This window comes from Providencia sp. (assembly GCF_003533305.1).
GTDB lineage: Bacteria > Pseudomonadota > Gammaproteobacteria > Enterobacterales > Enterobacteriaceae > Providencia.
Genome location: NZ_DOEH01000022.1, coordinates 109,755 through 136,485, shown reverse-complemented (window position 1 = coordinate 136,485; position 26,731 = coordinate 109,755). Strand labels below are relative to the sequence as shown.

Here is a 26,731-nt window from a genome sequence, read left to right as displayed (position 1 = left end):
TACATAAGTATGTGACTCGAGTAGCTGAGCGCAGCCAACAACGCTGTAGCTCGAAATATAACGGATATATCATGATTGACACCACACTACTCAGAATCCTCGGCGCCTGCTTCTACTACGCACCACAAACAAAAACATTTCAGAACCTACTGCCTGTTTTACCTGAATTGTCATCATTACATTCATGGGAAAATATCAACCAAGTACAGCAAATTTGTTCATCATTTTCACAAATCAATACTGGTGATATTACTTACGATTTTTCTATTTTATTCGAAGGTCAAGGCGCGATGCCTGCTCCGCCTTGGGGCTCTGTTTACTTGGCCCATGATAATACTGTCATGGGAGAGTCAACCGCAGCTTACCGACAATTTTTAATGACTAAAGGGTTAGTCACAGAAACCGGCGTTCGTGAGCCAGAAGATCAATTTGGTTTAATATTGATGGCAATCTCTGCCTTAGCAGAGAAAGGTGAAGATGAGGCGATTATTGTCCTTTTAGAACAACACTTACTACCTTGGGCATATCGCTATTTAGAATTGGTACAACAGAGCCAAACTGAGCAGCCGTTTTACCCTAACCTTGCCATAATCACTGAACAATATTTAAGAGCGCTTCAACAGCAACTTAATTTGACTCCAATTAAAGCTGAATTATATCGTTAATTTCTAATTTGATAACATTTAATGAGTTTGTAACTGTTCAACGACAAACTCATTAAATTTCAAACTTAAAATGACGAATTAGGTTGTGTTAAGAATGTGATTTCTTCTGGAGTTGAAGACCGCCCTACTATTTCATTACGGTGCGGATAACGACCAAACTTATCAATAATCGCCTTATGGCGCATTTCGTAATCCAATGTATTGTCATCCCCTAACATACGAAATAACTCGACAGCTTGTAAGTGGATAAAGCTTGATTCTGAATGCATAAATGGCATTAAAATGAATTTACGCTGTGATAATGTGAGCAAATTAAAATCATGTTGTTTAATCGCTTCTTGCGCCAAAGCCAATGCCATACTGTCTTGAGCAAAAGACTTTGGTGTATCACGCCATAAATTTCGTGAAAATTGGTCTAAAACAATAATTTCAGCCAAACGTCCTCGAATAGAAACTCGCCAATAAGCTAACTCACATTTAGCTGCTCTTTCAGTAACATGTGTAAATCGCTTAGCAATTGCTAAATCAAATTTTTTGCTTTTTTCAAACCATTGCTTTGGCGTTGATTCTTCAAACCAAAATGAAAGCACTTCTTCCATGGTATTCATCATATACCTGCTTCTATTAATACTTAATGTTAAATTCATCGTAGATAAAAATTGTTTAAATTGACAGGCTTGAACTCTTAAAACAGCAATTTGCAGATAATTATTTTATTTTTTTGCGATCAACCACGAAAAATCGTTCTATCTTACTTGTACCTGCCAGTGCAAAATATTTTTCATTTTTGATAAATATAATTTTTATTACATATCGTATAGAATAATAATTATAGATTTGCTTAATAGTGTGAATGTCCCTTTCAGTGGCTTACAGATGAATACATTCACTAAATCCAATGCTAGAATTTGACGCTTGATTTAACTGATAGTGTATTAATAATATTTACTTCATTTGAAAGCGCATAATTTGAAAAATTTTTATAACGACTCAATTGGGAAGGCAACATAAATGGCAGGACATATGGTACTGGTTGGTTGGGCATTATGGGTTAGCCCTTGTGGAACAGACTCATGTGATGCACTACCAGTTACTGACACCCTATTTACTGAGCAACAGTGTATCAGTCGAAAATCTTATCTTGAGTCAAAACGCCCAAATCTTTTTTTTCTCTGTGGTGAAGTTTATCGAGATAGCGAAGACGTGGTTAGTTCTGAAAAACATGCAGTCCCTGCCCCTAATCCCCCTTTACGGACTTTACCTAGCCGTAATTCACGCTAAGTTTTCCCTATAAATTTAATGAACCAACCTTCCAGAACTTTCTTTCACCTAAAGAAGTGGCTATTTATTCTATTATATCAATATAATACATAAATCACCCTTAAGGTTTGCGTTCAAAAATCATACATCTGCTAGCAAAGTAAATTAAAACGGTAACCTTTTAGAATTACCGCTTTATTTAAAACAACATCAGTTTCAACTATTAATTAATTTCAGCAATTTTACAATCCGCCTCAATAAAATCACCTTTATTGGCACTATAGGTTAATTTTCCGGCGCGATGAGCTAATACTTGAACTTCCATTTTCATCGCTTCCATTACACCAATGACATCACCTTCAATGACTTTTTCCCCTTGAGGAATGAGCCAATTAAATAAAATACCTGAAATTGGTGCATTGACCCTATCTGGATTGTTGTCTACAAGCTGGCTCGCTTTGGTGTTTCTTGAGCCATTTTCAGCTAAACTCGTTGAAGATAAACCGCTGGTAAGAAAACCAGAATATAATTGTGCGGGTAAACCAAGTTCACAACGTTTTCCATCAATTTCAATAAACGTTCGTATCAATTCACCACTCGATGTTGGCACTTGTCGTTTTGCCGGTGAAATTGGTGTATTAAATTCAGTTTCAATCCAGCGTGTATGCACCTTAAATTGCTCACAAAAATCAGCATGTTCCATGACTGCGCGGTGAAAAGGTAATACAGATGCCACACCTTCAATCGTGAATTCAGCCAGTGCACGTCGAGCACGATTAATTGCTTGTTCCCGAGTATTTCCCACCACAATGAGTTTAGCCATCAATGAATCAAAAGTACCCGGAATAGTCGAGCCGGTTACTACACCACTATCAATACGAATGCCGGGACCTGATGGCGCATCAAATAACGTAATGGTCCCCGGAGTAGGAAGAAAACCATTTCCTGCATCCTCTGCATTGATACGAAACTCAAAAGCATGACCTCTTGGCGGTGGTGTTTCTTTGATACTTAGTGGTAAGCCTTGAGCAATGCGTAACTGCTCAATAACCAAGTCAATACTCGCCGTTTCCTCGGTAACAGGATGCTCAACTTGCAATCGGGTATTCACTTCCAAGAAAGATAACGTTCCTTCTTGGCTTAATAAAAATTCAACCGTACCGGCACCAACATAGCCAGCTTTACGGCAGATATCAGTCGATGCCTTAATAATTTGCTGTTGCAGCATATCAGATAAAAAAGGCGCCGGAGACTCTTCAACAAGCTTTTGATTTCGTCGCTGTAATGAACAATCCCGAGTTCCCACAACCACAACATTACCCTGTTTATCGGCGATGACTTGCGCTTCAATATGACGCGGATTATGGAGAAATTGCTCTAAAAAACACTCCCCGCGACCAAATGCAGCGGTGGCTTCCCGCACCGCAGAATGATACAGTTCTTCAACTTCATTTAGTTGCCATGCAACCTTCAAACCTCGACCACCACCACCAAAAGCCGCTTTAATTGCAATCGGCAAGCCATGAGTATGAGCAAATTCCACCACTTCACGAACATCTTTAACGGGATCTTTAGTACCAACCACCAAAGGCGCTCCCACTTGCAACGCAATATGACGCGCTTGAACTTTGTCACCTAAAATATCAATACACTGAGCACTTGGGCCTATCCAAATTAAGCCGGCTTCTTCGACTGCTCGCGCAAATTCAGCACGCTCAGATAAAAAACCATAACCTGGGTGCACCATCGTAGCCCCTGATCGCTTTGCAATCGCAATCAGTTTTTCGATGTTTAAATAACTTTGCGCTGGTGCACTGCCATCTAAGCCAAACGCCTCATCGGCCATTTTTACATGCAAAGCATCGATATCGTTATCGGCATAAACAGCGATTGAAGCGAAACCGTAATCACGACAAGCGCGAATGATACGGACGGCAATTTCGCCACGGTTTGCTATCAATACTTTATGTGAAGTATTTTCTTTATTTAATGGGTTAGCGTTATTATTTGTTTTCATATTCAACATGACTCCCTTCAAATTGCTTAAATTCACCAAGTGGATTAAACCTAATTTTGGTATTGACAGGCAGCTGCCCTGCTAAATCCAAATGGTATTCACAAACTGTCCCGATAACTGGGTATCCACCCGTTAAGGGATGGTCATTTAAAAACAATACAGGTTGGCCATTGGCGGGCACTTGAATCGCACCAATGCAAGTTCCTTCACTAGGTAACTCTTGCTGTTTTTCGCGTTCAAATGGCACATCTCCCGCAAGGCGTAAGCCAATACGGTTAGAGGCTGCCGTGACTTGCCATAGCTGATTGCGGAGTAACTCAATCGCTTGCGGAGTAAACCAATCAGTTCTCGGCCCTAAGACTACATCAAGAACAACCACATCCTCTGAAGTTGGATACTCAAAAGCCGGTGTTTCATTCAATGATATTGCCGATTGTTGATTATTTGCCTTGATAGATAACGACTGCCCGACAACTAATGGAGCAGGTCCAACTTGGGCTAATGTATCAAATGAGCAACTTTCTAAAACTGTGGCGACATTGAAACCACCCCTTACAGCAAAATAGCTACGTACACCTTGGCTTGGTCGCCCCACATGTATGACATCCCCTTTCGCTAAGCCAATGGGCTGATAAGTTTTCGCCTCATAATGTTCGTTTTCCGACGTCATAATTTGAATAGGACAAGTTGCACCAGTAATGGCAACAAGCAAATCTCTGTTTGCTCGTGCTTTAAAGCCACCTTGCGTGATTTCTAAAGCGGTACTATCAGACGAATTACCCACTAAGCGATTTGCGCTGTGCAATGCGCGTTTATCCATTGCCCCTGATTCAGAAATTCCGAGTGCTGACTGACCAATTCGTCCCATATCTTGAAATAAGGTCTGTAAACCCACGGCTAATACGGTTAAATCAGTAGTTTCAATCTGTTGACTACGATTCTTAATTGGTTGACTAATCGGCAAGCTATATGTCACATTGCTTCGTGCTTTATCGATAAAATTAACTCGATAACCTGCTTGCAGTAGAGCAGGCTCCTCACGATCAATATCCCATACGGCAATATCTGTGGTACCAATCAATTGCCAGCCACCCGGACTGGCTTGTGGATAAACACTACTGAATTCGCCCGCCAAAGCCACTGAGCCTGCGGGTATTCGAACACGTGGCGATTGACGTCTTGGCACATTTAACTGTGCCCCTTTAGATACCATATAACCAAATCCTGGCGCAAAACCACTGAAAGCAACTTGGTATTCATTTTCAGTATGGCGTCGGATCACTTCATCAATCGTTATCCCTAAATACTGCGCAACCTCAGCAATATCTTCACCGCGGTAATCAACGGGAATAGTGACTAACTTACTGACTTTCAACTCCACTTTAGAAACATCACGTAATGATATCTCACGCACCAATTCATTGATTTTGGTAATTATTGGGTTGTAACGAACCAGTATCGTTCTCGCTGCCGGGGTTATCTCTTCAATTCCCTGAATTGGCATATTATTTAATGAATCAGTCAATGCCATCGTCTGTTCAAGACTTTGCAATTCGACCATAAATGCACTCAAATTGACCGGTAAAAAACGCAATTGGCACCTCTATATATGGTAAGCAGCGTCGGGAACATCAGTAATGAACATGTAACCGGGCGCATGACTAAGCGCAAAGGGTACGCCTGACTTCATTACAGCCGCTTGCGGTGTAACACCACAAGCCCAAAACACAGGGATTTCACCCTCCTCGATACGAACCGCATCGCCAAAATCTGGCTGCATAATATCGTTAATACCAAGCAACTCTGGGGCACCTATGTGTACTGGCGTTCCATGAACCGCCGGAAACCTGCCTGTTATATTCACAGCATCAGCGACCCTATCTGCGGGGATGGGGCGCATTGAGACCACGAGTTCACCCTGCAATCGCCCCGCGGGACGACATAAACGATTAGTTTTGTACATAGGTACATTCGATTTATCCGTGATGTGACGAATATCAATACCCGCTTCAATCATTGGTGTTTCAAAAGTAAAACTACAACCAATCAAAAATGTAACTAAATCAGGGTGTTGATGATAAATATCTGTTGCATCAGTAATTTCATCAACCAATTGACCATCATTCCAAACGCGATAACGCGGGATATCAGTACGCAGATCAGCCCCTTCTGCTAATACCGTCTGCCAGCTCCCCGCTTCACAGACATCAAGAACGGGACAACTTTTAGGGTTACGTTGCGCATAAAGTAAAAAATCAAAAGCCCAATCGCGCGGCAGTGCAATCATGTTCGCTTGTGTCATACCCGGCGCTAACCCTGCCGTAGGCTTATCGAATCCATGACGTATCGCTTCTCTTGCTGATTTTGCAGCGTCAATCGCCTGTTTAGAGGCTTTCATTAACTGAGTCATTCATTATCCCCTTTATGCGCAAAACCATAGACTTCGATACCTTGAGCTTCAAATATGGCACGGACTTGTTGCGCCATTTCAAGGGCTCCAGGGCTATCCCCATGAACACAAATTGACCCGGCTTCAATCGGCGTAAATTTACCGTCAATAGACATAACCCCCCCTTCAGTGACCAATTGCAGCATACGCTGTGCAACCTGTTTAGGATCGTGTAATACTGCGCCAGTAAGTTTACGGGATACTAATGTTCCATCACTGTTATAGGCTCTATCCGCAAAAGCTTCAGCAACAACCTTGAGGCCTTGTTCACGCGCCCAATCAATTAATGGTGAACCGGCAAGTGCCACTAATATCAATTGATTGTCGATAGCAAGAATTGCATTTATCACTGCCATTGCTTGACGTTTATCGTGAGCAATAGTGTTATAGAGCGCACCATGCGGCTTGACGTATTGCACTTGGGTACCAGCCGCTGCCGCTAGCCCTTTGAGCGCGCCAATTTGATAAACTACATCTGCGGTTAATTCGCCCGAGTCAATATCCATGTTGCGGCGACCAAAACCCACTAAGTCGGGATAACCAACATGAGCACCAACGGCAACCCCATTTTCTTTCGCCGCCTTCAATGTTTTGAATATTCCCTCTGGAGAGCCTGCATGAAAACCACAAGCAATATTGGCGCTACTGACCACAGGTAGGATTGCCTCATCATTTCCCATTTGCCATTGACCAAAGCTTTCTCCAAGGTCACTGTTTAAATCGATTCTTTTTTTCATTATTATTCCTCGATATTATTTCAAGTAATTGAAGATAGCTTCAACGGACATAACGCCCATATACCATGTCAGTACGCAGGTTATAACACCAGACCACAGCAACCAGCGCGGGTAATGATATCCAGACATTAAATCCGCTCTTTTCCAACCAATGTAAACAAAGATAGTTAGACCAATCGGTAGGATAAGACCGTTAAAGCCGCCGGCGAAAACCAATAACGCAGCAGGTGCAGTTCCCATCAATAAATAGATAACTAATGAAATGGCAATGAAGATAATGGTCGCAACGTTACGTTGTCTTTCTGTGATAGATTGTTTAAATGCTGAAATAAAGCTCATGGAGGTGTAAGCCGCACCAATAACACTCGTGAGTGCCGCAGCCCATAAAATTAAGCCAAAAATACGTAACCCGAAGTTACCCGCTGCCGCTTGGAAGGCTTGTGATGCAGGATTAGCCGCTTTACCTGAAATATCAATAGTCACACCGCTTGCCACAACGCCTAAGATGGCAAGAAATAATATATAGCGCATCAAACCAACAACTAAAATGCCTTTAGTCGCCGCACTAGAAACAGCCTTGATATTTTCAATACCAACAGCACCTTTATCTAATAAACGATGTGCTCCTGCATAACAGATGTAACCACCAACGGTACCACCAACAATGGTTGTGATCATGGCAAAATCGACAGTATCAGGTAGCACAGTTTGGCGTAACGCCTCTCCTAAAGGTGGGTTTGATGCGATAGCAACAAATAAAGTCAAACCAATCATGACTATTCCTAAGCCAATAATAAGTCTGTCAATAAATGAGCTCGCCTTACGAGAAGAAAATATATAGATAGCGAGCAATGCACTAATCAACCCACCCCATTTAGGATCAAGCCCGACTAAGGCATTTAATCCTAAGCCTGCGCCAGCAATATTACCGATATTGAAAATCAATCCACCGAAAATGACCAAAACCGCTAACAAATACCCGCTTCCCGGTATCGTTGCATTCGCAATATCCGATGAATGCATCTTAGTTAAGGTCACTATTCGCCAAATATTTTGCTGTACCACGAAATCAATCACTATCGAAGCTAAAATACCAAAAGCAAATGCCGCACCCAATGTCACGGTAAACGTTGCCGTTTGCGTGATAAAACCAGGCCCAATTGCCGATGTTGCCATCAAGAAGATTGCGCCTATTAGCGATGAACGTCTTTTTTTTACATACTCGGCGGTGGTGGTACTTTCTTGAGCTGTCATATACATACCCCTCTAATTTGATTATTTTTTTAATTATTAGTGTGCTTATTGATGTTGTGTTTTAAATACTGACCTAGTTTTCCGAGCTATAAACCTAAGCAAATAACCCAATAAGACTAGGCAATTATCGTGCCATTGTTCTACTAGTTACCTAAATTGTTAATTCATCAAGAATAGATTGTTGAACAATTAATATGAAATGCTGATAAAACAATCAACATAAATCGTTATCCCATGATTAAAAATCAAATCTTGATCACTTAATTAACAATTAACCTCAATTATTAACATCACGATTGCACTAAACTAAAACCAAATGCACCAAATAAGTGCATAGATTGAATGCATAGATCACTTTCAGGTAGATAATTGATTTATATTCACCCTATCAGTGCATGAAAGGCACCTTGCCGCTGTAACTCGAATATGTGAAGATAGCGCTTTATTCCATTTCTTCACTCAACCCAAAATTTGTCTTCTTATGAAAAAACAGCCTGTTGCTCAAACATTGTCCGTCACCATCGCTGAAACTATCAGATACAAAATTATGGTCGGTGCGCTTACTCCTGGGCAGCGCTTATCGGAAGCCATGCTGAGTGAAGAGTTAGAGATTTCCCGTAATACCTTACGTGAGGTATTTAGAGTATTAACTCAAGAAGGCTTATTAACTTATGCACCCAATAAAGGGGTTTATGTCTCAGTTCCTGACATGGCCGCTATTATTGATATTTACCAAGTTCGCCGTTTGATAGAATGTGATGCATTGAGCCATGCATACGCCTTACATCCAGCAGTTCAAAAAATGAGCCAAGCCGTAAATGAAGCGCGTGAACATGAAGAAGTCAAAGATTGGATAGGTGTCGGTACTGCCAATATGAAGTTCCATATTGCCATTGTTGAACTTTCTGATAGTGAAAGGCTTATCAAGCTTTATCGCAATGTTTCAGCTGAATTACGTTTAGCATTTGGTCATTTGAATGACCCAAAAATACTTTACGCGCCTTATATTGATAAAAACCAGTCAATTCTTGAATTATTGGACTCAGGACATAACCAAGAAGCGGCAGATATGTTGCGAAGCTATCTTGATTTATCAGAGCGTACATTACTCGCAGCTTATAAACGTAACCAAACTACGTCGTAACTTAGCTTAATGGTGAAAATTTAATTAAGATATTTAAAATACATCATTAACGTTATTTGTAATTTAATCATAATAAAAATTTGAGTGAGAAAATTAATTGTCTCAATGAAATTTATTTATTAACAGTATTTTTTTATCCGCTAATTTACCGCTACATAAAATTACATTTTTATATATTCACATCTCATTTTTAAATTAATATTTTTATATTACGCCTATTTTAAATTTTATTTATCATGCTATCTCGAAATATATCTATTTTTGTTAATAAGCCACTATATCTATACTTAACCGCAAACATAAGCACAAAATTTAAACAATTTTCACACATAAAAACAACTAATTACCTAATTTAATTCCCCTCAGAAATTAACATACTCGATAAAAAAACAAACCACAAATTCCACATAAAAAAACATTATGTTACAAAAAACAACAACAATGAAACAAATATAACACTTTTATATAAATCAACCACAGAAATCACTCAATTTTATCGAGTTAATAGTTGTAGTTTTCTCGAATATTCGTTATAAAATTTATGATAAAAAATATGCATACATAAAAATTATTAATATAAAAATGAGATTCCATTATGACATTAAACCATATGACTAAAAAGAAGCCCTTTAAGTTTGGCCTAGGATGGCAAATTTTGGTTGCTCTTATTTTAGGTGTTATTCTTGGTGCGCTATTACATAATAATACAGAATATAAAGATTGGCTTATTCTAAATATATTATCCCCTGCTGGTAAAATATTTATTCAGTTGATAAAAATGATTGTCGTTCCAATCGTTATTTCAACGCTAATTGTCGGTATTGCAGGAGTTGGTAACACCAAGCAATTAGGAACATTAGGTTTTAAAACTATTGTTTATTTTGAGATCATCACCACCATTGCCATTATAGTTGGTATTTCTTTTGCCAATATATTCGAACCTGGCGTTGGTATTGATATGTCTCAATTAACCCAAGTCGATATTTCTCAGTATGAAAAAACCACACAAGAAGTTGAAAGCCATCCATCAGGTATTATCAATACCCTTTTAACATTGGTGCCTAGCAATATTTTTGCTGCAATGGCTAGTGGTGATATGCTACCGGTGATCTTCTTCGCAGTATTATTTGGTTTAGGTCTTTCCTCTTTACCTCTAGAGAAAAAACAACCTTTACTCACTGTCTTGCAAACATTCTCTGAAACTATGTTCCGTGTTACTAACATGATCATGCTATATGCGCCGATCGGGGTATTTGCACTGATTTCAGTTACCGTTGCAAACTTTGGGTTTACCTCACTTGTTCCATTATTAAAATTAGTTATTTTAGTTCATTGCGCCATTATATTCTTTGCTGTGGTGGTATTAGGACTTGTTGCAAGATACTGTAAAATTAATATTTTCATGCTAATGAAAATATTAAAAGATGAACTCTTACTCGCTTATTCGACCGCCAGTTCAGAAACCGTTTTACCACGTATTATGGACAAAATGGAAAAATATGGTGCACCTAAATCAGTCACCAGTTTCGTGATCCCAATAGGCTATTCTTTCAACCTCGATGGCTCAACCTTATATCAAAGTATTGCAGCTATATTTATCGCACAACTTTATGGTATTGAGTTATCTATTGGGCAAGAGCTCATATTAGTCTTTACGCTAATGATCACATCAAAAGGTATTGCAGGTGTTCCTGGTGTTTCGTTCGTTGTCCTTCTCGCCACATTAGGTAGCGTTGGTATCCCACTCGAAGGTCTTGCCTTCATCGCCGGCGTTGACCGTATACTGGATATGGCACGCACAGCCTTAAACGTCGTCGGTAATGCTTTAGCTGCACTCGTAGTCGCAAAATGGGAGCATAACTATGATGAGAAAAAAGCTCGCGAATATGAAGACAGTTTTTAATTTAGTCACGACCAGATTAAAAAATTAAATCGAGTTACTTGAAAATACACTCTAGTCATCTTGATAGAGTGTATTTTTTATTTGATAAAATAACGTTTTCAAGCCTAGCTTATATAACAGTTATCTAGTAAAAAGAAAATTTACACATACATCTATGACCGATATAAATGGAAATAATATCCTCAATTATATTCGAGAGTAACTTTGATAAATTTCAACGAAAAATAATCAGTTTTGCTTTCCTATTCCTAAAAAAATAGAATTCAACTAATTATTTATACTTATTTTTAGCATTTACTTCACAAAAATTTCAAATCTTTTTTGAAGAAAATAACTTTATTACTATGGTTAAATGGCTGAATAGTACATTTTAGTACGCCGTATTTTAGCCTAATTGAGCGAGAAACTATGAATCAAATAAGAAGATTTCTTTTGCTTTTAACTGTGCTCCAACACCTCATAGTAATTTTAGTTTTTTCTTTATCCTATTTTATGATACACAGCTGGCTTTAGTTACAAAAAACTCGTCCCATGGACGAGTTTCTTATCAAGAAAAAATATCTGATTTCATGTCATTTTGATTAAAACAGTCTGGCTATCATTGAGTGATAAGAGATACCAACGTATAGGGTGATAGTCAGATAAAACAACCTTTCATTTTAAGTAGGAATATAAACGACTAGAAAGAAAAAACCCGTTACTTCTTTCGAAGTAACGGGTTCTTATTTGGTGCCGGCTACCGGAGTCGAACTGGTGACCTACTGATTACAAGTCAGTTGCTCTACCAACTGAGCTAAGCCGGCTAATGTGGCGGAGGGATAGAGATTCGAACTCTAGGATGGTTTCCCATCGGCGGTTTTCAAGACCGCTGCCTTCAGCCGCTCGGCCATCCCTCCATGGGGCGCGATTATGTAGTAATCGCGTAGTCTTGTCTACCCCTGATAGTAAAATAATTGATTTTTTTGTGTCGTTTGGCTAATCTTCACTCAATTGTTCTCTATTTACCTAGAAAAATGGTAGTATCTGTGCAGAATCGATGTCTATAGTCTCTCTAGGCGTATGATTTTTAATCTAAATAAATATTTTGCCGACAGGACTGCGCGCGACAATATGTACAGACAATCATTATTAAAATCAAACATACTTTCACGCATTTTTATTGCGTTTATTTTGCTACTTGCGGTGATGCTCTCTTTATCACTCTATAACTATTACCAAGCTTGGCTACAAAGCCGTCAAACCGCCCTGAGTAGCATGGCAACAAGATTAGCTTATCAAATTGAAGATTACCGATATCAAGCTAGCCACATCTACAAGCTTGCCAATGACAAGTCCCCGACTACGTTGACCAAAGATTTGTCGATCACTGAAGTTCGCCATGATGTATTCTGGTTAAGTAGTGCAAACCAGACTATTGACTCCATCGTTTTTGGTAGTAATAAGACAAGTAGCAATATTTTGGCAACAAAACTGGCAAACTATATGGAAATAGTTTGGGGGGCTCGTAATGAATTCAATTCAATGTATTACCTTAATGGCCAAGATAACACCTTAGTCCTAGTCACCACCCATTCCATACTTAAACCTGAGTTACGCTATAAAGAAAGCTACTTGACGTTAACTGCTGAAGATAAACGTACTGATATGTTAACGCAGTCAACCTTACTTGACCGTCGAGAGATCATTTCAAATATACAAAAATACTCTCCAGATGATGTGTACTACTATACCTATAGGCTAATGTTTAATTCTCCAGGTCAATTAACGAGTGTTATCTCTTTCGATATTTCAATTAATTCGTTAATCCCTTTTAGCTTACAAGGCGATTATCTTTCAATTAGCCCGCGCTCAAGCAATTTAAGCAACAATGAATCTTTAGTCTCTGTTATCGGCACTAACCTTGTATTCTTTCAACCAATTGAAGGAACCAATTATCAGATTCACTACCGTGTTTCCATTAAAAATATTCTGTTCAATATTGCCAGCTATAACTTTTGGCTAATTGCCTGCATGTTTGCAGTATCAATATTAGCCTTAGTCGCAACTATTTTTATCCGAAAAAGAATTATCTCACCTAACACGACAATTTTGCGTGAACTGCAATTTAAAGATGGGCTCAACAATGACATTATTAACCATATTTCATATGGAATATTAGTCTATGATTTTAGTAACAATAAAAAGTTATTGAGCAATAGCATTGCTAATCAGTTACTTCCTTCGATGGATTTGGTTCATATCAAAGAGATGGCAACAGATAATAATGATGTTATCCAAGTTTCTATAGAGAATAATATCTATGAAATCATACTGGTTAACAGCCTTACAATCGAAAGCGCTATTTTGTTTATTATTATTGATAAAGACAAAGAAGTCTTAACACAAAAACGTCAAGAACTTGCCACTCGGGAATATCAAAAAAATATACAATTAAGAAAAATAATATTTGAGAACATGTGCAATGAAATTTTACCAGCCCTAAATCAAATCGATACAATTGTCTCGCAACTCAAGCTTTCGACTGTTCCAAAACAAGATTTAAATAATATTAATACACCGATTCTCCAGATAGAAGATCAGCTTCTACATATTAATCACTGGTTTAAAAACATTGAGCTACTCAATCAACTCGAAACTCAAACACAGGCCTTAGAATTAGAAAAAATCTCAGTTAGCCAACTGGTGAGTCATTTTCTTAAACAGAATATATCTCGCGTGAATGATAAAGGGCTTTCGCTCTATTTTAGCAACAACATAAATCCAGATTCTTCGATTGAAATCAATCCAAGCTACCTACAGAATTTGTTGCAACTGATTTGGGAATATTCTCTCTCTACCACCTCTTTTGGGAAGATTTCAGTTTCTCTAGACTACAATACCGAGAAACATACTATCTCTATCAATATTAAAGACAGTGGAATTGGCCTAACGAATCAAGAGGTCAATAACTTACAGAACCCATTCACAGGAAAAATCTCAAAAAATGTTCAGTTTACTCGCTCTGGGATCACCTTCTATTTATGCAAGCAACTAACAAAACGAATGAATGGTACATTTTCGATTAAAACAAGTGATGCCATCGGCACCCACTATGAAATAATATTACCATCAACAAATGAAATCGTTGTTAATGAGTATCCAGCACTATTAGAAGATATTTATATCAGACTAAATATTCATAATGCAGATATCTCACGCATAGTCAGAAATACACTGACTAATTATGGTGCTGAATTTCTCGATATTAATGAAAGTTCACCACATACAGATTGGGATTTATTGATAGCAGATAACCATGATGAAAATTTCGCACATACTATCCTAGTAAATAGTTATTGTCGCAAAATCAACTTACTTAAACCAAATTTAATCGAAGTTAACTATAACTTTGCAGATGAACTCATCGATGCTATCTCTTTGCTAATCGAAAATTCTGAACTACAAAATAGTAACTCTGTCTCATTTTCATCTATTTCACTTGATAATCAAGAAGCTTCCATGATATCTAATGAGTCGATTGAAAACGCACTTAGTGATTATCATACAATTTTATCAAAAAGCGATTATAAGGATTTGTTCATCACAACAGTACCGATAGATATTAATAAACTGTATAATAGCGCGAGTATTGCGGACTTGACTGAATTAAAAAATACTGCACATCGTTTAAAAGGAGTTTTTGCTATGCTCGAATTTAAGCTTCTTCACAAATTATGTGAAGAGTTAGAATTTTTCATAGCAGATGAAAACGAATTGGAAATAAGAAATTGCATTAGAGAACTGGATATCTCAGTGAGAAGACTAATGCCAGAAGGTAACCAATAATATGAATAACCTAAATGTCATTGTTGCCGATGATCATCCTATTGTTCTTTTCGGTATAAGAAAGTCACTTGAACAAATCGAATGGGTGAATATCGTTGGTGAATTTGAAGATTCAACATCTTTGATTAACAACTTAGCACGTTTGAATGCTGACGTTCTTGTTACTGATTTATCTATGCCTGGAGATAAATACGGTGATGGTATTACGTTGATTAAATACATTAAACGCCATTATCCTGACCTCTCAATCATTGTTTTAACAATGAACAACAATCCTGCTATTTTAAGTGCTATTTTAGAGTTGGATATCGAGGGAATTGTTCTCAAACAAGGCGCACCAGCTGATTTACCAAAAGCACTAGCAGCACTACAAAAAGGAAAGAAATTCACGCCAGAAAGTGTCAGTAAACTACTGGAGAAAGTGAATGCAAGTGGTTATGGTGATAAGCGATTATCACCGAAAGAAAGTGAAGTTTTACGTTTATTTGCGGAAGGTTTTCTTGTAACTGAGATTGCAAAAAAACTTAATCGTAGTATTAAAACTATCAGTAGTCAGAAAAAGTCAGCTATGTTGAAGCTCGGAGTTGAAAATGACATTGCTTTACTTAACTACCTGTCTTCAGTAAGTATTAATAATCTACCTGCAGAATAAACATAATCCTGCTGATTTTGTGAATCATAAAAATCAAGAATGAAAAGCCTCCAACAGTTAAAAAATTAACATTGGGGGTTTTCATTTTTAATTCATGTTTAGCAATATCGAACCAAGGTTTCTCTTAATATCGCGATGGTAGTTGGTTTAGATAAACAATCATTCATCCCTGCCTCAATACAACGTTGTTTTTCTTCAGCCATTGCATTGGCAGTTAAAGCGATAATTGGCAACTTAAAGCCTGTTTTACGTAGTTCTCGTGCTAATTCATACCCATCCATATTTGGCATGTTGACGTCAGTCAAAACAATGTCCGCTGAATAATTTCCTAAGTATTTAAGTGCATCAAGACCATCAACTGCTGTACGCGTGGTAAATCCAATACTCGCTAACTGTTCGCTTAATAATAATCTGTTAATTGGATGATCATCGACAATCAATACATTATAGGCACTTAAAGATCGATCAGCCTCGAGAGACTCAGGGCTATTTTGTGGTCCTTTATGTATTTGATCAGTCGCTTTAACAATAATTTTATCGATTAATATCGGTAAGTTATCGAGTTGATAGGTATTATAAATCCACTCATTTTGACAAGTTTCACGGAAATCGCCCGCATACATACTCGAAAGTCTAATGATATTGTGGCTCAATACCTTCAAATTGTCATTATTATCAGTAATCAATAAATCATAAGTATTATCTTTATCAATTAGCTTATCGGTCAATACAATAAAACTATGATGTATTAATAACCGAGATAGAAAATGCATTAAGAATTCATTTTTGCACACTATTGCGATACGATAATTTAATCGATAATCAGGCACATAATGGGTAATATATTCTTGCCCATATAACGGAATTCGGATAGTAAATGAACTACCTAATCCTAAATGTGAACTTACCTCAATGTCACCATCCATCAAACTAACTAGTTTTTCACAAATAGCTAAGCCTAAACCAGTTCCTTTATGCCCTGTATTATTTTGGTCATATACTTGAAAAAATGGATCAAATAGTTGCATGACAACAGTTTGTGTCATGCCAATACCAGAATCCCTAATTTCTATTTTTAAGTAATTATCATCTTTCCAAACATAGAGCAAAACAAATCCTGAGTGTGTGAATTTTATACTGTTATTAATTATATTCGAGATGACTTGTTGCAACCTAACAAAGTCATTTAAAATAAGATCAGGAATATTAGGCTCAATGTATGCGTAAATAGAAATTTGTTTTTTAGTAATCAGCGGTAAATAATTGGCCAGTACAAAAGAAAAAACATCTCGACAATTGAACAATTTATTTTCTATTTTTAATTGTTCAGATTCTATTTTCGAGAAATCAAGAATATCACTTATGATCTGTAATAAAAGTGATGAGGAGTTATCCATCGTCGAAACAAGTCGATTTGCTTTTTCTGATAAATCATAACGTTGGAGTAATTCGATATTACCAATAATGCCGTATAAAGGCGTTCTTAATTCGTGGCTGACTGTTGCTAAGAACATTGATTTTGCCAGGTTAGCCTGTTCTGCGGCATCCGCTACGTCTTGTAAAGATTTTTCCATTTGTACACGAATACTAATATCAATAAGTACACAAATAGCAACGTCTTCATTTTGGTAACGTGAATTAACGAAACTGATCTGCAAGTGAGTATTATTGATTGTCACAACATCGATGTAATTACTAGTTTTTTGCCTAATAATCATCAAGATACGTTGCTTATCATCTTCACTGAGTAAACGAAAATAATTATGTGCTAATTCATTACTTAAAATATTACCGCCATCCGTTAACCTTAAAATAATGATCCCCACAGGTGCTGAAGCAACTATTTTATGGTTAAATTGTTCATGTTCCTCTAGACGTATTGCGGTATTAGCCGCAGGTTCTAACATTTTTCTTTCAAGTAACCAAATCAAAAAGAAAATAAGGAGTCCGGTTATAATATTTATCAATACACCATAGAATATAACCCCTTTTAAATTCTCTATAATTTCAATGGTTGCGATTGAATAAATAACGGCCATGTTTGATGGCACCAGACGTTTTTTAAAAATAAGCTTCGAATAATCGGAGTTAAAACCAAAGAAATAAGGCTCACTAATATTAAGCAGTGTAGAATTTTTAGGGTTTAAATCATTAGGGTAATATAATGTGGGTTGGTTATAATGATTAACAATCATAATTTCGACTGTTTTATCATTACGTAAATTAAATTGATTTAAATTGATTGTTCGTTCTAAACCAATAAAGCCAGTTAACACTGATGCATTAAATACCGGTAACACTAAATAAACTTGGCCATTATCCGATTGTGCGCCACGTACTACTGTATATAAATTTCGTTCTTGTCCCTGTAACTTAAAGCTTTTGTATGCGCGAACACTTTCATAGCCTACTTTTTTTAATGTTTCAATATCTGAGACCATTGAACGAATAGGATAATCTACCATACAGTAACTTGTAGAGCCTATCAGATAGACGTGGTTAAGCCCCTGTGGCGCAGCAATACTATCTTTCCAAAAGTAATTAAGTTGTTCAAACGCGAGCAAATAGCTCTCTGTTTTTTCTTTAAAATATTCGCAATCAGAACTCGGCGTTAGAGGATAAAAAGAATATGACTGAGAGGTGGGTAATGCCATGAAATCGAGTTTACTACCTGATTTTTCTCTAAATTCATCTAATTTAAGTCTGTGCTGCTCAGTCATCGACTGAATGGAACGTAGAGTAGAGGCTGTTTGCTGAATATATGATTGTAAATTATCATAGCCAGAGTGAAACTGTTGACGAATTTCTGATTTATTTTCATTAAATTGCATGTAGATAAAGAATAAAGTGATAAAAACACCCATTCCCCACAACATCAAGCCGAGGATACGAAATAAATCTCGAGATAATCTGAGCGATGTCTTAAACGAGGGTAAATATCTCAATCTTTTTCCTACAGAGCCGAATGACTACGACTAAGTATACGCGATAAACTTAATGAAAAGCGATTAAATCTCAAAGTAGCGTGATTCAATTGAAAAGTGGATGGCTTTATTGCCATCCACTTAAAATGATTAAGATGTAGCGTCAATAACTGCAAGGAATTTATTCATTGCAATACTGATGTAATCCTCAGGTTCAGGCTCAGCAACTCGTTGTAAGCCAACAACCTTTTCATTTTCTGCCGTTCTAATCAAGGTTACACCCTGAGTATTACGACCCACCACGCTTACCTCAGAAACTCGGGTACGTACCAATGTACCTGCATCTGTGATCATCATGATTTGATCGGCATCGTCCGCCTGAATTGCACCGACAACATGACCATTGCGCTCGCTAACTTTGATAGAAATTACCCCTTGCGTCGCACGCGACTTGGTTGGGTATTCTTCTTCAGCAGTACGCTTACCGTAACCATTTTCGGTTACTGTTAAGATATGTCCTTCACCGCGTGGGATGATTAGTGATACAACTTTATCATCGTTCACTAATTTAATACCACGTACACCCGTTGCAGTACGTCCCATTGCACGCACAGCATCTTCAGCGAAACGAACAACTTTCCCTTGAGCAGAGAACAACATCACTTCGTTAGAACCATTGGTTAAATCAACACCAATTAGCTCATCGCCCTCATTAAGGTTAACAGCAATAATCCCGCCATTTCTCGGACGGCTGAAATCTTGCAGAGGCGTTTTCTTCACAGTACCGCTCGCAGTAGCCATAAAGACGAAGTACCCATCTTCATATTCACGCACAGGTAAAATAGCGGTAATACGCTCATTTTGCTCAAGTGGTAACAAGTTAACAATTGGACGACCACGCGCACCACGACTAGCTTCAGGTAACTGATAAACCTTCATCCAGTACAAACGACCACGACTAGAGAAGCACAATATGGTGTCATGAGTGTTAGCAACTAATAGACGTTCAATGAAGTCTTCTTCTTTGATACGTGCTGCGGATTTACCTTTACCACCACGGCGCTGCGCTTCATAATCAGTCAATGGCTGATACTTCACATAACCTTGGTGAGATAAGGTAACAACCACATTTTCTTGATTAATCAGATCTTCAATATTGATATCAGCCGTATTTTCAGTAATTTCTGTACGACGCGCATCATTATAAACATCACGAATAGCTTCGAGTTCTTCACGAATGACTTCCATCAAACGATCAGGACTGGTCAGAATAAATAACAACTCTTCAATTTGCTTGAGAAGTTCACGATATTCATCCAGTAATTTTTCGTGCTCTAGACCTGTCAGTTTTTGTAGACGCAGATCCAAAATTGCTTGTGCTTGTTGCTCAGTCAGGAAATATTCACCGTCATGCACACCAAATTGGTCTTCTAACCATTCAGGGCGCGCAGCATTATCACCTGCACGTTCAAGCATTGCAGCAACATTACCTAACATCCATGAACGAGCAATCAAACCTGCTTTTGCTTCTGCTGGTGTTGATGCTTGACGAATTAATTCGATAATTGGGTCGATATTCGCCAATGCAATTGCAAGAGCTTCAAGGATGTGGGCTCTGTCACGCGCTTTACGCAGTTCAAAAATAGTACGGCGTGTAACGACTTCACGACGATGGCGAACAAACGCAGCGATGATATCTTTCAAGTTCAATATTTTTGGTTGGCCTTGATGTAAAGCAACCATATTGATACCAAAAGAAACTTGGAGTTGTGTTAATGAATATAAATTATTCAGAACCACTTCACCAACTGCATCACGTTTAATTTCAATCACAATACGCATACCGTCTTTATCAGACTCGTCACGTAATGCACTGATACCTTCAACGCGTTTTTCTTTAACTAGTTCAGCGATTTTTTCAATCAAACGTGCTTTGTTCACTTGATAAGGAATTTCGTGAACAATAATTGTTTCACGACCATTTTTCTCATCAACTTCAACTTCAGCACGGGCACGAATATAAACCTTACCGCGACCTGTTCGATAAGCATCGACAATGCCACGACGGCCGTTAATGATAGCAGCAGTTGGGAAGTCAGGTCCCGGAATGTGCTCCATCAAGCCATCGATACTAATATCTTCATCATCAATGTAAGCAAGGCAACCGTTAATCACTTCCCCTAAATTGTGCGGAGGAATATTTGTTGCCATCCCGACAGCGATACCTGACGAACCATTTACCAATAGGCTAGGGATACGTGTTGGCATAACTTCAGGGATTTGCTCTGTACCATCATAGTTTGGGACGAAATTTACGGTTTCTTTTTCAAGATCGGCCAGCATTTCATGGGCAATTTTCGCCATACGGATTTCCGTATAACGCATAGCAGCCGCAGAGTCGCCGTCGACCGAACCAAAGTTACCTTGACCATCTACCAGCATATAACGCATAGAGAAAGGCTGTGCAAGACGAACAATGGTCTCGTAAACAGCGCTATCACCATGTGGATGGTATTTACCGATAACGTCCCCGACTATACGGGCAGATTTTTTATAGGGTTTATTCCAATCATTTCCCAATACATTCATCGCAAAGAGTACTCTGCGGTGTACCGGCTTCAGTCCATCTCGAACATCTGGAAGCGCACGTCCGACAATAACGGACATTGCATAATCCAAATACGAACTTTTCAGCTCTTCTTCGATATTTACCGGTGTGATTTCTCTGGCAATCTCGCTCATGGAACCACTGTCCCTCATAACTTCGGATTCAAAGAGTAGAACTATACCACAATTCATCAATTTAATAAAAATAAGAGCAACGGGTATTTGTCTTTTCTAATAAAAATAATAGAAGTGGGTATTTGTCTTTCAAGCTATGTATAATAGTCGCAAATTAGTTTACATGTCCGAAACTTGCGAATTGAGTGAACAATAGCCTCTAATAATAGCGCCTAAAAATAGATTCTATTATTTGTAAGATTTACGAAGTTAGCTTGCGGGCATCTCTATAGGATAGGAGCTCCTCTCATGAGTGATACTCAAACCCAAGCGTATCTCAATGTCGATAAACAAGAAATTGAAAAATTTGAAGCTATTGCTTCCCGTTGGTGGGATTTAGAAGGCGAATTTGCCCCTTTACATCGAATTAATCCACTACGTCTAGGTTATATCATGCAACGCGTTGATGGTGTATTTGGCAAAAAAATACTCGATGTCGGCTGTGGCGGCGGTATTTTGTCAGAAAGTATGGCGCGAGAAGGTGCAAATGTGACGGGTTTAGATATGGGTGCAGATCCTCTCATGGTTGCTCGCCTGCATTCTCTTGAGTCAGGCATTCCTGTCGAATATGTACAAGAAACTGTTGAGCAGCATGCAGATAAGTATCCGCATGCTTATGACATTGTAACCTGTATGGAAATGCTTGAGCACGTCCCTGACCCACAATCGGTGGTCAGAGCTTGTGCTAAATTAGTTAAGCCAGGCGGCCATGTTATTTTTTCAACTATTAATCGAAATAAGAAAGCATGGTTAATGGCGGTTGTTGCGGCTGAATATGTGATGAAAATTGTTCCGAAAGGAACCCATGATGCAAAAAAATTCATTCGTCCTTCAGAATTAATTAGCTGGGTCGATAATACACAACTAAAGGACAAACATATCATAGGGTTACATCTCAACCCGTTAACTGATAAGTTTTCGCTAGGCCCGAACGTTGATGTGAACTATATGTTACATACTATAAGCGAATAAATAGCAAGCGGTACGTTTAAGAAAACAGCAAACGGTCTCACTTTACAAAATTAATTTTAGCCTTCATGTCGGAAGCATATTTTTTATTAGTTCCTTTTACCATGCAGCTTACCGACATGATCTGTTTTCTTATCCAAACTGTTATCCACAAGATCACCCCATTTTGTACACTTGATAAAATCACATATTAACATTATCTTGTTATTGTGAAATCAACAAACCACTACATATAGTGTTAATCCCAACATATCGCTACAAGACTCATGGTATCAAATCATGGGCTTTTTTTATGTTTACGTGACATTATTTGTGGCCCAACCAAGGTGTATTTGCTCATGAACCAGAGTCTGTTAGTCACAAAACGTGATGGACACAAAGAACGTATCGATCTCGATAAAATCCACAAGGTAATAACCTGGGCAGCTGAAGGCCTCAGTAACGTATCTGTTTCACAAGTGGAGCTGCGTTCACAGATTCAGTTTTATGACGGGATCAGAACTTCAGATATCCATGAAACGATGATCAAAGCCGCAGCTGACCTGATCACTGGAGAAACTCCGGACTATCAGTATCTTGCCGCTCGTTTAGCGATTTTTAACCTTCGTAAAAAGGCCTATGGTCAATTTGAGCCACCAGCATTGTTCACTCATGTCAAACGTCTTGTTGAAATGGGTAAATATGACAAGCATTTGCTAGAAGACTACAGCGAAGCAGAGTTCGAGCAAATGGATGGTTTTATTGAACATTGGCGTGATATGAATTTTTCCTATGCGGCAGTTAAGCAACTTGAAGGAAAATATTTAGTCCAAAATCGCGTTACGGGCGAAATTTATGAAAGCGCACAATTTTTATATATCCTTGTTGCTGCGTGCCTGTTTTCACATTACCCAAAAGAAACGCGCCTTGATTATATTCGTCGTTTCTATGATGCGGTATCAACATTCAAAATTTCATTGCCGACACCTATCATGGCTGGTGTTCGCACACCAACACGTCAATTCAGTTCTTGTGTACTGATTGAGTGTGGTGACAACCTAGATTCTATCAATGCAACCTCCAGCGCTATTGTGAAATACGTATCACAACGTGCCGGAATCGGCATTAATGCAGGACGTATTCGTGCATTAGGTAGCCCAATCCGTGGTGGTGAAGCATTCCATACAGGTTGTATTCCTTTTTATAAACATTTTCAGACTGCCGTGAAATCATGTTCACAAGGTGGCGTTCGTGGTGGTGCTGCAACACTATTTTATCCAATTTGGCATTTAGAAGTTGAAAGCCTGCTCGTTTTAAAAAATAACCGTGGTGTTGAAGGTAACCGTGTCCGTCATATGGACTATGGTGTGCAACTCAATAAATTAATGTATGAGCGTTTAATTAAAAACCAAAACATTACGTTATTTAGTCCTTCAGATGTTCCAGGCCTTTACGAAGCTTTCTTTGCGGATCAAGATGAATTTGAACGCCTCTATGTCAGCTATGAACAAGATGAAAATATTCGTAAATCAAGCATTAAAGCTGTCGAACTATTTTCACTAATGATGCAAGAACGTGCATCAACGGGTCGTATTTATATTCAAAACGTTGACCATTGTAATACGCATAGTCCTTTTGACCCACAAGTTGCGCCTGTACGTCAGTCGAATCTCTGTTTAGAAATCGCACTACCGACTAAGCCATTAAATAATATTAATGATGAGAATGGTGAGATTGCACTTTGTACATTGTCTGCATTTAATCTCGGCGCAATTAGTAACCTTGATGAATTAGAAGAGCTTGCAGTACTAGCTGTACGTGCATTGGATGCCCTACTCGACTATCAAGATTATCCAATTATTGCTGCTCAAAAAGGTTCAATGGGTCGCCGTACCCTCGGTATTGGTGTGATTAACTATGCTTACTATTTAGCTAAGCATGGAGTTCGCTATTCCGACGGTAGTGCAAATAATTTGACACATAAAACATTCGAAGCCATTCAATATTACCTGTTGAAAGCCTCTAATGAATTAGCCAAAGAACAAGGCGCTTGCCCATGGTTTAACGAAACGACTTATTCACAAGGCGTTTTGCCTATCGATACTTATAAAAAAGACCTCGATAAATTAACTAATGAGCCATTGCATTATGATTGGGAAACACTACGCAAAGATATTCAGCAACACGGTCTGCGTAACTCAACATTATCTGCATTGATGCCTTCAGAAACATCATCTCAGATTTCTAACGCAACCAATGGCATTGAGCCACCACGTGGCTATATCAGTATTAAGGCATCTAAAGATGGTATTTTGCGTCAAGTTGTTCCTGACTACGAAAACCTAAAAGGTGCTTATGAGCTATTATGGCAAATGCCATCAAATAGCGGCTATTTGCAACTCGTTGGTATTATGCAGAAATTTATCGATCAATCGATTTCGGCCAATACAAACTATGACCCAACTCACTTTTCGAGCGGCAAAGTACCAATGAACCAATTGCTAAAAGATTTATTGCTCGCCTATAAGTTTGGTGTGAAAACACTTTACTATCACAACACTCGCGATGGCGCGGATGATGTTCAAGGCGATCTGGAAGAAGTTGTTGAGTCAGCGGATTCCGATTGTGAAGGCGGCGCGTGTAAAATTTAATAGGAATGGTTATGTCACATACATATACGACTTTTTCTCAAACTAAGAATGATCAACTACAGGAGCCGATGTTTTTCGGCCAGCCTGTTAACGTTGCACGCTACGATCAGCAAAAATATCCTATTTTTGAGAAATTGATTGAAAAACAATTGTCATTTTTCTGGCGTCCGGAAGAAGTTGACGTGTCTCGCGACCGTATCAACTACAACGCATTGCCAGATCATGAAAAACATATTTTTATTAGTAATTTGAAATACCAAACGCTGCTTGACTCAATTCAAGGTCGCAGCCCTAATGTGGCACTTTTGCCTCTAATTTCAATTCCTGAATTAGAAACATGGATTGAAACTTGGTCATTTTCAGAGACTATTCACTCTCGTTCATACACGCATATCATTCGTAATATCGTTAATGACCCAGCAATCATTTTCGATGATATTGTCGAGAATGAAGAAATACTCAAGCGCGCAAAAGATATCTCATCTTTCTATGACAAACTGATTGAGATGACTAACTATTACCACATGTTTGGTGAAGGTACTCATACTTGTAATGGTAAACAAGTGGTTGTTTCACTGCGCGCACTGAAAAAGCAGCTGTATCTGTGCTTAATGAGTGTTAATGCTCTTGAAGCTATCCGTTTTTATGTCAGTTTTGCTTGTTCCTTTGCTTTCGCAGAACGCGAATTAATGGAAGGTAATGCAAAAATCATCAAACTGATTGCTCGTGATGAAGCTCTTCACCTCACAGGTACACAGCATATGCTGAATTTGCTTCGTTCAGGTCAAGATGACCCTGAGATGGCAGAAATTGCAGCTGAATGTGAACAAGAGTGTTATCAATTATTTGTTGATGCGGCAGAGCAAGAAAAAGAGTGGGCTGAATACCTATTTAGCGAAGGCTCGATGATTGGTTTAAATAAAGACATACTTTGCCAGTATGTTGAATATATTACCAATATTCGTATGCAAGCTGTTGGACTCAAATTACCATTTGAAGGTCGTTCAAATCCGATCCCATGGATTAACGCTTGGTTAGTTTCAGATAACGTTCAAGTGGCGCCACAAGAAGTTGAAGTCAGTTCTTATTTAGTCGGCCAAATTGACTCTCAAGTTGATACCGACGATCTGAGTGATTTCGAACTCTAATTATGGCAAGTCATAAAGTCACCCTGCGTTTAACGCAGGGTGTGCAGATCCCCTACCATGCTGACGTTCACTCTTGTTTATTGGAAGCACTTGAAGATAGTCGTATTCCGGCTGAATATCAGTGCCGTGAAGGCTACTGCGGTTCATGCCGAGTGACGTTACACAAAGGAAAAGTGGGGTATAAACATAAGCCCCTCGCCTATGTTCAAGAAGGTGAAATACTGCCCTGTTGTTGCCAGCCCCTTTCAGATATTGAAATCGGTTAGCGCTTCTAAATCTATATTAATACCGCGATTGCACCGTTTATCTTTAATATAATAATGTCATTGTCATATTAAATTGTGCAATCGCAGTTATTTTACCAAAACAACTC

At 38.4% G+C, this 26,731-nt stretch carries 18 protein-coding genes and 2 tRNA genes; 10 read left to right on the top strand and 10 right to left on the bottom strand.

Translation table 11 applies throughout. The features are described 5' to 3' along the window. Positions 1-68: 68 nt before the first annotated feature. The gene (locus DD649_RS14445; protein WP_294108104.1) at positions 69-665 is read left to right on the top strand and encodes a molecular chaperone; all 597 of its coding nucleotides are present in this window, start codon (positions 69-71) and stop codon (positions 663-665) included. Positions 666-730: 65 nt separating this feature from the next. Here DD649_RS14445 and DD649_RS14440 read toward each other — a convergent pair whose 3' ends face one another. Then, positions 731-1,273 (bottom strand): DUF924 family protein, encoded by a 543-nt coding sequence (locus tag DD649_RS14440; protein WP_294108103.1) that lies wholly within the window; start codon positions 1,271-1,273, stop codon positions 731-733. A gap of 403 nt (positions 1,274-1,676) precedes the next feature. Between DD649_RS14440 and DD649_RS14435 the strand changes: the two genes are divergently transcribed. Then, positions 1,677-1,946 carry a hypothetical protein gene (locus DD649_RS14435; RefSeq protein ID WP_294108082.1) on the top strand — a complete coding sequence of 90 codons (270 nt, stop codon included), beginning with the start codon at positions 1,677-1,679 and terminating at the stop codon, positions 1,944-1,946. Between the two features lie 202 nt (positions 1,947-2,148). Here DD649_RS14435 and DD649_RS14430 read toward each other — a convergent pair whose 3' ends face one another. The 5 genes from DD649_RS14430 to DD649_RS14410 are packed head-to-tail and all read right to left on the bottom strand — an operon-like array spanning position 2,149 to position 8,382. Then, positions 2,149-3,942: a biotin carboxylase N-terminal domain-containing protein gene (locus DD649_RS14430; protein ID WP_294108080.1), complete on the bottom strand. Its 1,794-nt coding sequence runs from the start codon at positions 3,940-3,942 to the stop codon at positions 2,149-2,151. Then, entirely contained in the window at positions 3,929-5,536 is a 1,608-nt protein-coding gene (locus DD649_RS14425; protein ID WP_294108078.1) for an urea amidolyase family protein, read from the bottom strand. The genes DD649_RS14430 and DD649_RS14425 overlap by 14 nt, the downstream gene beginning before the upstream one ends. Positions 5,537-5,545: 9 nt before the next feature. Further along, positions 5,546-6,352 carry a putative hydro-lyase gene (locus DD649_RS14420; RefSeq protein ID WP_294108075.1) on the bottom strand — a complete coding sequence of 269 codons (807 nt, stop codon included), beginning with the start codon at positions 6,350-6,352 and terminating at the stop codon, positions 5,546-5,548. After that, on the bottom strand, positions 6,349-7,128 hold the full coding sequence (locus DD649_RS14415) for a 5-oxoprolinase subunit PxpA (RefSeq protein ID WP_336430869.1): 780 nt from the start codon (positions 7,126-7,128) through the stop codon (positions 6,349-6,351). The genes DD649_RS14420 and DD649_RS14415 overlap by 4 nt, the downstream gene beginning before the upstream one ends. 15 nt (positions 7,129-7,143) lie before the next feature. Then, positions 7,144-8,382: an NRAMP family divalent metal transporter gene (locus DD649_RS14410; RefSeq protein WP_294108070.1), complete on the bottom strand. Its 1,239-nt coding sequence runs from the start codon at positions 8,380-8,382 to the stop codon at positions 7,144-7,146. Positions 8,383-8,863: 481 nt separating this feature from the next. On the opposite strand from DD649_RS14410, the gene DD649_RS14405 reads away from it, so the two are divergent. Beyond that, positions 8,864-9,526, top strand: coding sequence for a GntR family transcriptional regulator (locus DD649_RS14405; protein ID WP_294108066.1), 663 nt, complete (start codon positions 8,864-8,866; stop codon positions 9,524-9,526). Positions 9,527-10,121: 595 nt separating this feature from the next. Then, positions 10,122-11,429, top strand: a complete 1,308-nt coding sequence (gltP, locus tag DD649_RS14400) for a glutamate/aspartate:proton symporter GltP (RefSeq protein ID WP_294108065.1) — start codon at positions 10,122-10,124, stop codon at positions 11,427-11,429. Positions 11,430-12,156: 727 nt separating this feature from the next. Here gltP and DD649_RS14395 read toward each other — a convergent pair. Both DD649_RS14395 and DD649_RS14390 read right to left on the bottom strand, forming a co-directional pair. Next, positions 12,157-12,232, bottom strand: a tRNA-Thr gene (locus DD649_RS14395). A 5-nt stretch (positions 12,233-12,237) separates the two neighbouring features. Then, a tRNA-Ser gene (locus tag DD649_RS14390) sits at positions 12,238-12,325 on the bottom strand. A gap of 214 nt (positions 12,326-12,539) precedes the next feature. Here DD649_RS14390 and rcsD point away from each other — a divergent pair. Next, positions 12,540-15,254, top strand: coding sequence for a phosphotransferase RcsD (gene rcsD, locus DD649_RS14385; protein ID WP_294108063.1), 2,715 nt, complete (start codon positions 12,540-12,542; stop codon positions 15,252-15,254). 1 nt (position 15,255) lies between these two features. Continuing rightward, entirely contained in the window at positions 15,256-15,906 is a 651-nt protein-coding gene (gene rcsB, locus DD649_RS14380; protein WP_294108060.1) for a response regulator transcription factor RcsB, read from the top strand. 98 nt (positions 15,907-16,004) lie between these two features. On the opposite strand, the gene rcsC is transcribed toward rcsB, so the two are convergent. After that, a complete protein-coding gene (rcsC, locus tag DD649_RS14375; RefSeq protein WP_336430867.1) occupies positions 16,005-18,851 on the bottom strand; it encodes a two-component system sensor histidine kinase RcsC in 2,847 nt (948 codons plus the stop codon). A 129-nt stretch (positions 18,852-18,980) separates the two neighbouring features. Further along, positions 18,981-21,572 carry a DNA topoisomerase (ATP-hydrolyzing) subunit A gene (gene gyrA, locus DD649_RS14370; RefSeq protein WP_294108058.1) on the bottom strand — a complete coding sequence of 864 codons (2,592 nt, stop codon included), beginning with the start codon at positions 21,570-21,572 and terminating at the stop codon, positions 18,981-18,983. Positions 21,573-21,860: 288 nt separating this feature from the next. On the opposite strand from gyrA, the gene ubiG reads away from it, so the two are divergent. The 4 genes from ubiG (at position 21,861) to yfaE (ending at position 26,624) form a co-directional block, all read left to right on the top strand. Beyond that, the gene (ubiG, locus tag DD649_RS14365; protein WP_294108056.1) at positions 21,861-22,583 is read left to right on the top strand and encodes a bifunctional 2-polyprenyl-6-hydroxyphenol methylase/3-demethylubiquinol 3-O-methyltransferase UbiG; all 723 of its coding nucleotides are present in this window, start codon (positions 21,861-21,863) and stop codon (positions 22,581-22,583) included. Between the two features lie 335 nt (positions 22,584-22,918). Further along, on the top strand, positions 22,919-25,210 hold the full coding sequence (gene nrdA / locus DD649_RS14360) for a class 1a ribonucleoside-diphosphate reductase subunit alpha (protein ID WP_294108054.1): 2,292 nt from the start codon (positions 22,919-22,921) through the stop codon (positions 25,208-25,210). Between the two features lie 11 nt (positions 25,211-25,221). Beyond that, on the top strand, positions 25,222-26,358 hold the full coding sequence (gene nrdB / locus DD649_RS14355; protein WP_294108052.1) for a class Ia ribonucleoside-diphosphate reductase subunit beta: 1,137 nt from the start codon (positions 25,222-25,224) through the stop codon (positions 26,356-26,358). A 2-nt stretch (positions 26,359-26,360) separates the two neighbouring features. Beyond that, positions 26,361-26,624 carry a class I ribonucleotide reductase maintenance protein YfaE gene (gene yfaE / locus DD649_RS14350; protein ID WP_294108050.1) on the top strand — a complete coding sequence of 88 codons (264 nt, stop codon included), beginning with the start codon at positions 26,361-26,363 and terminating at the stop codon, positions 26,622-26,624. Positions 26,625-26,731 lie beyond the last annotated feature (107 nt).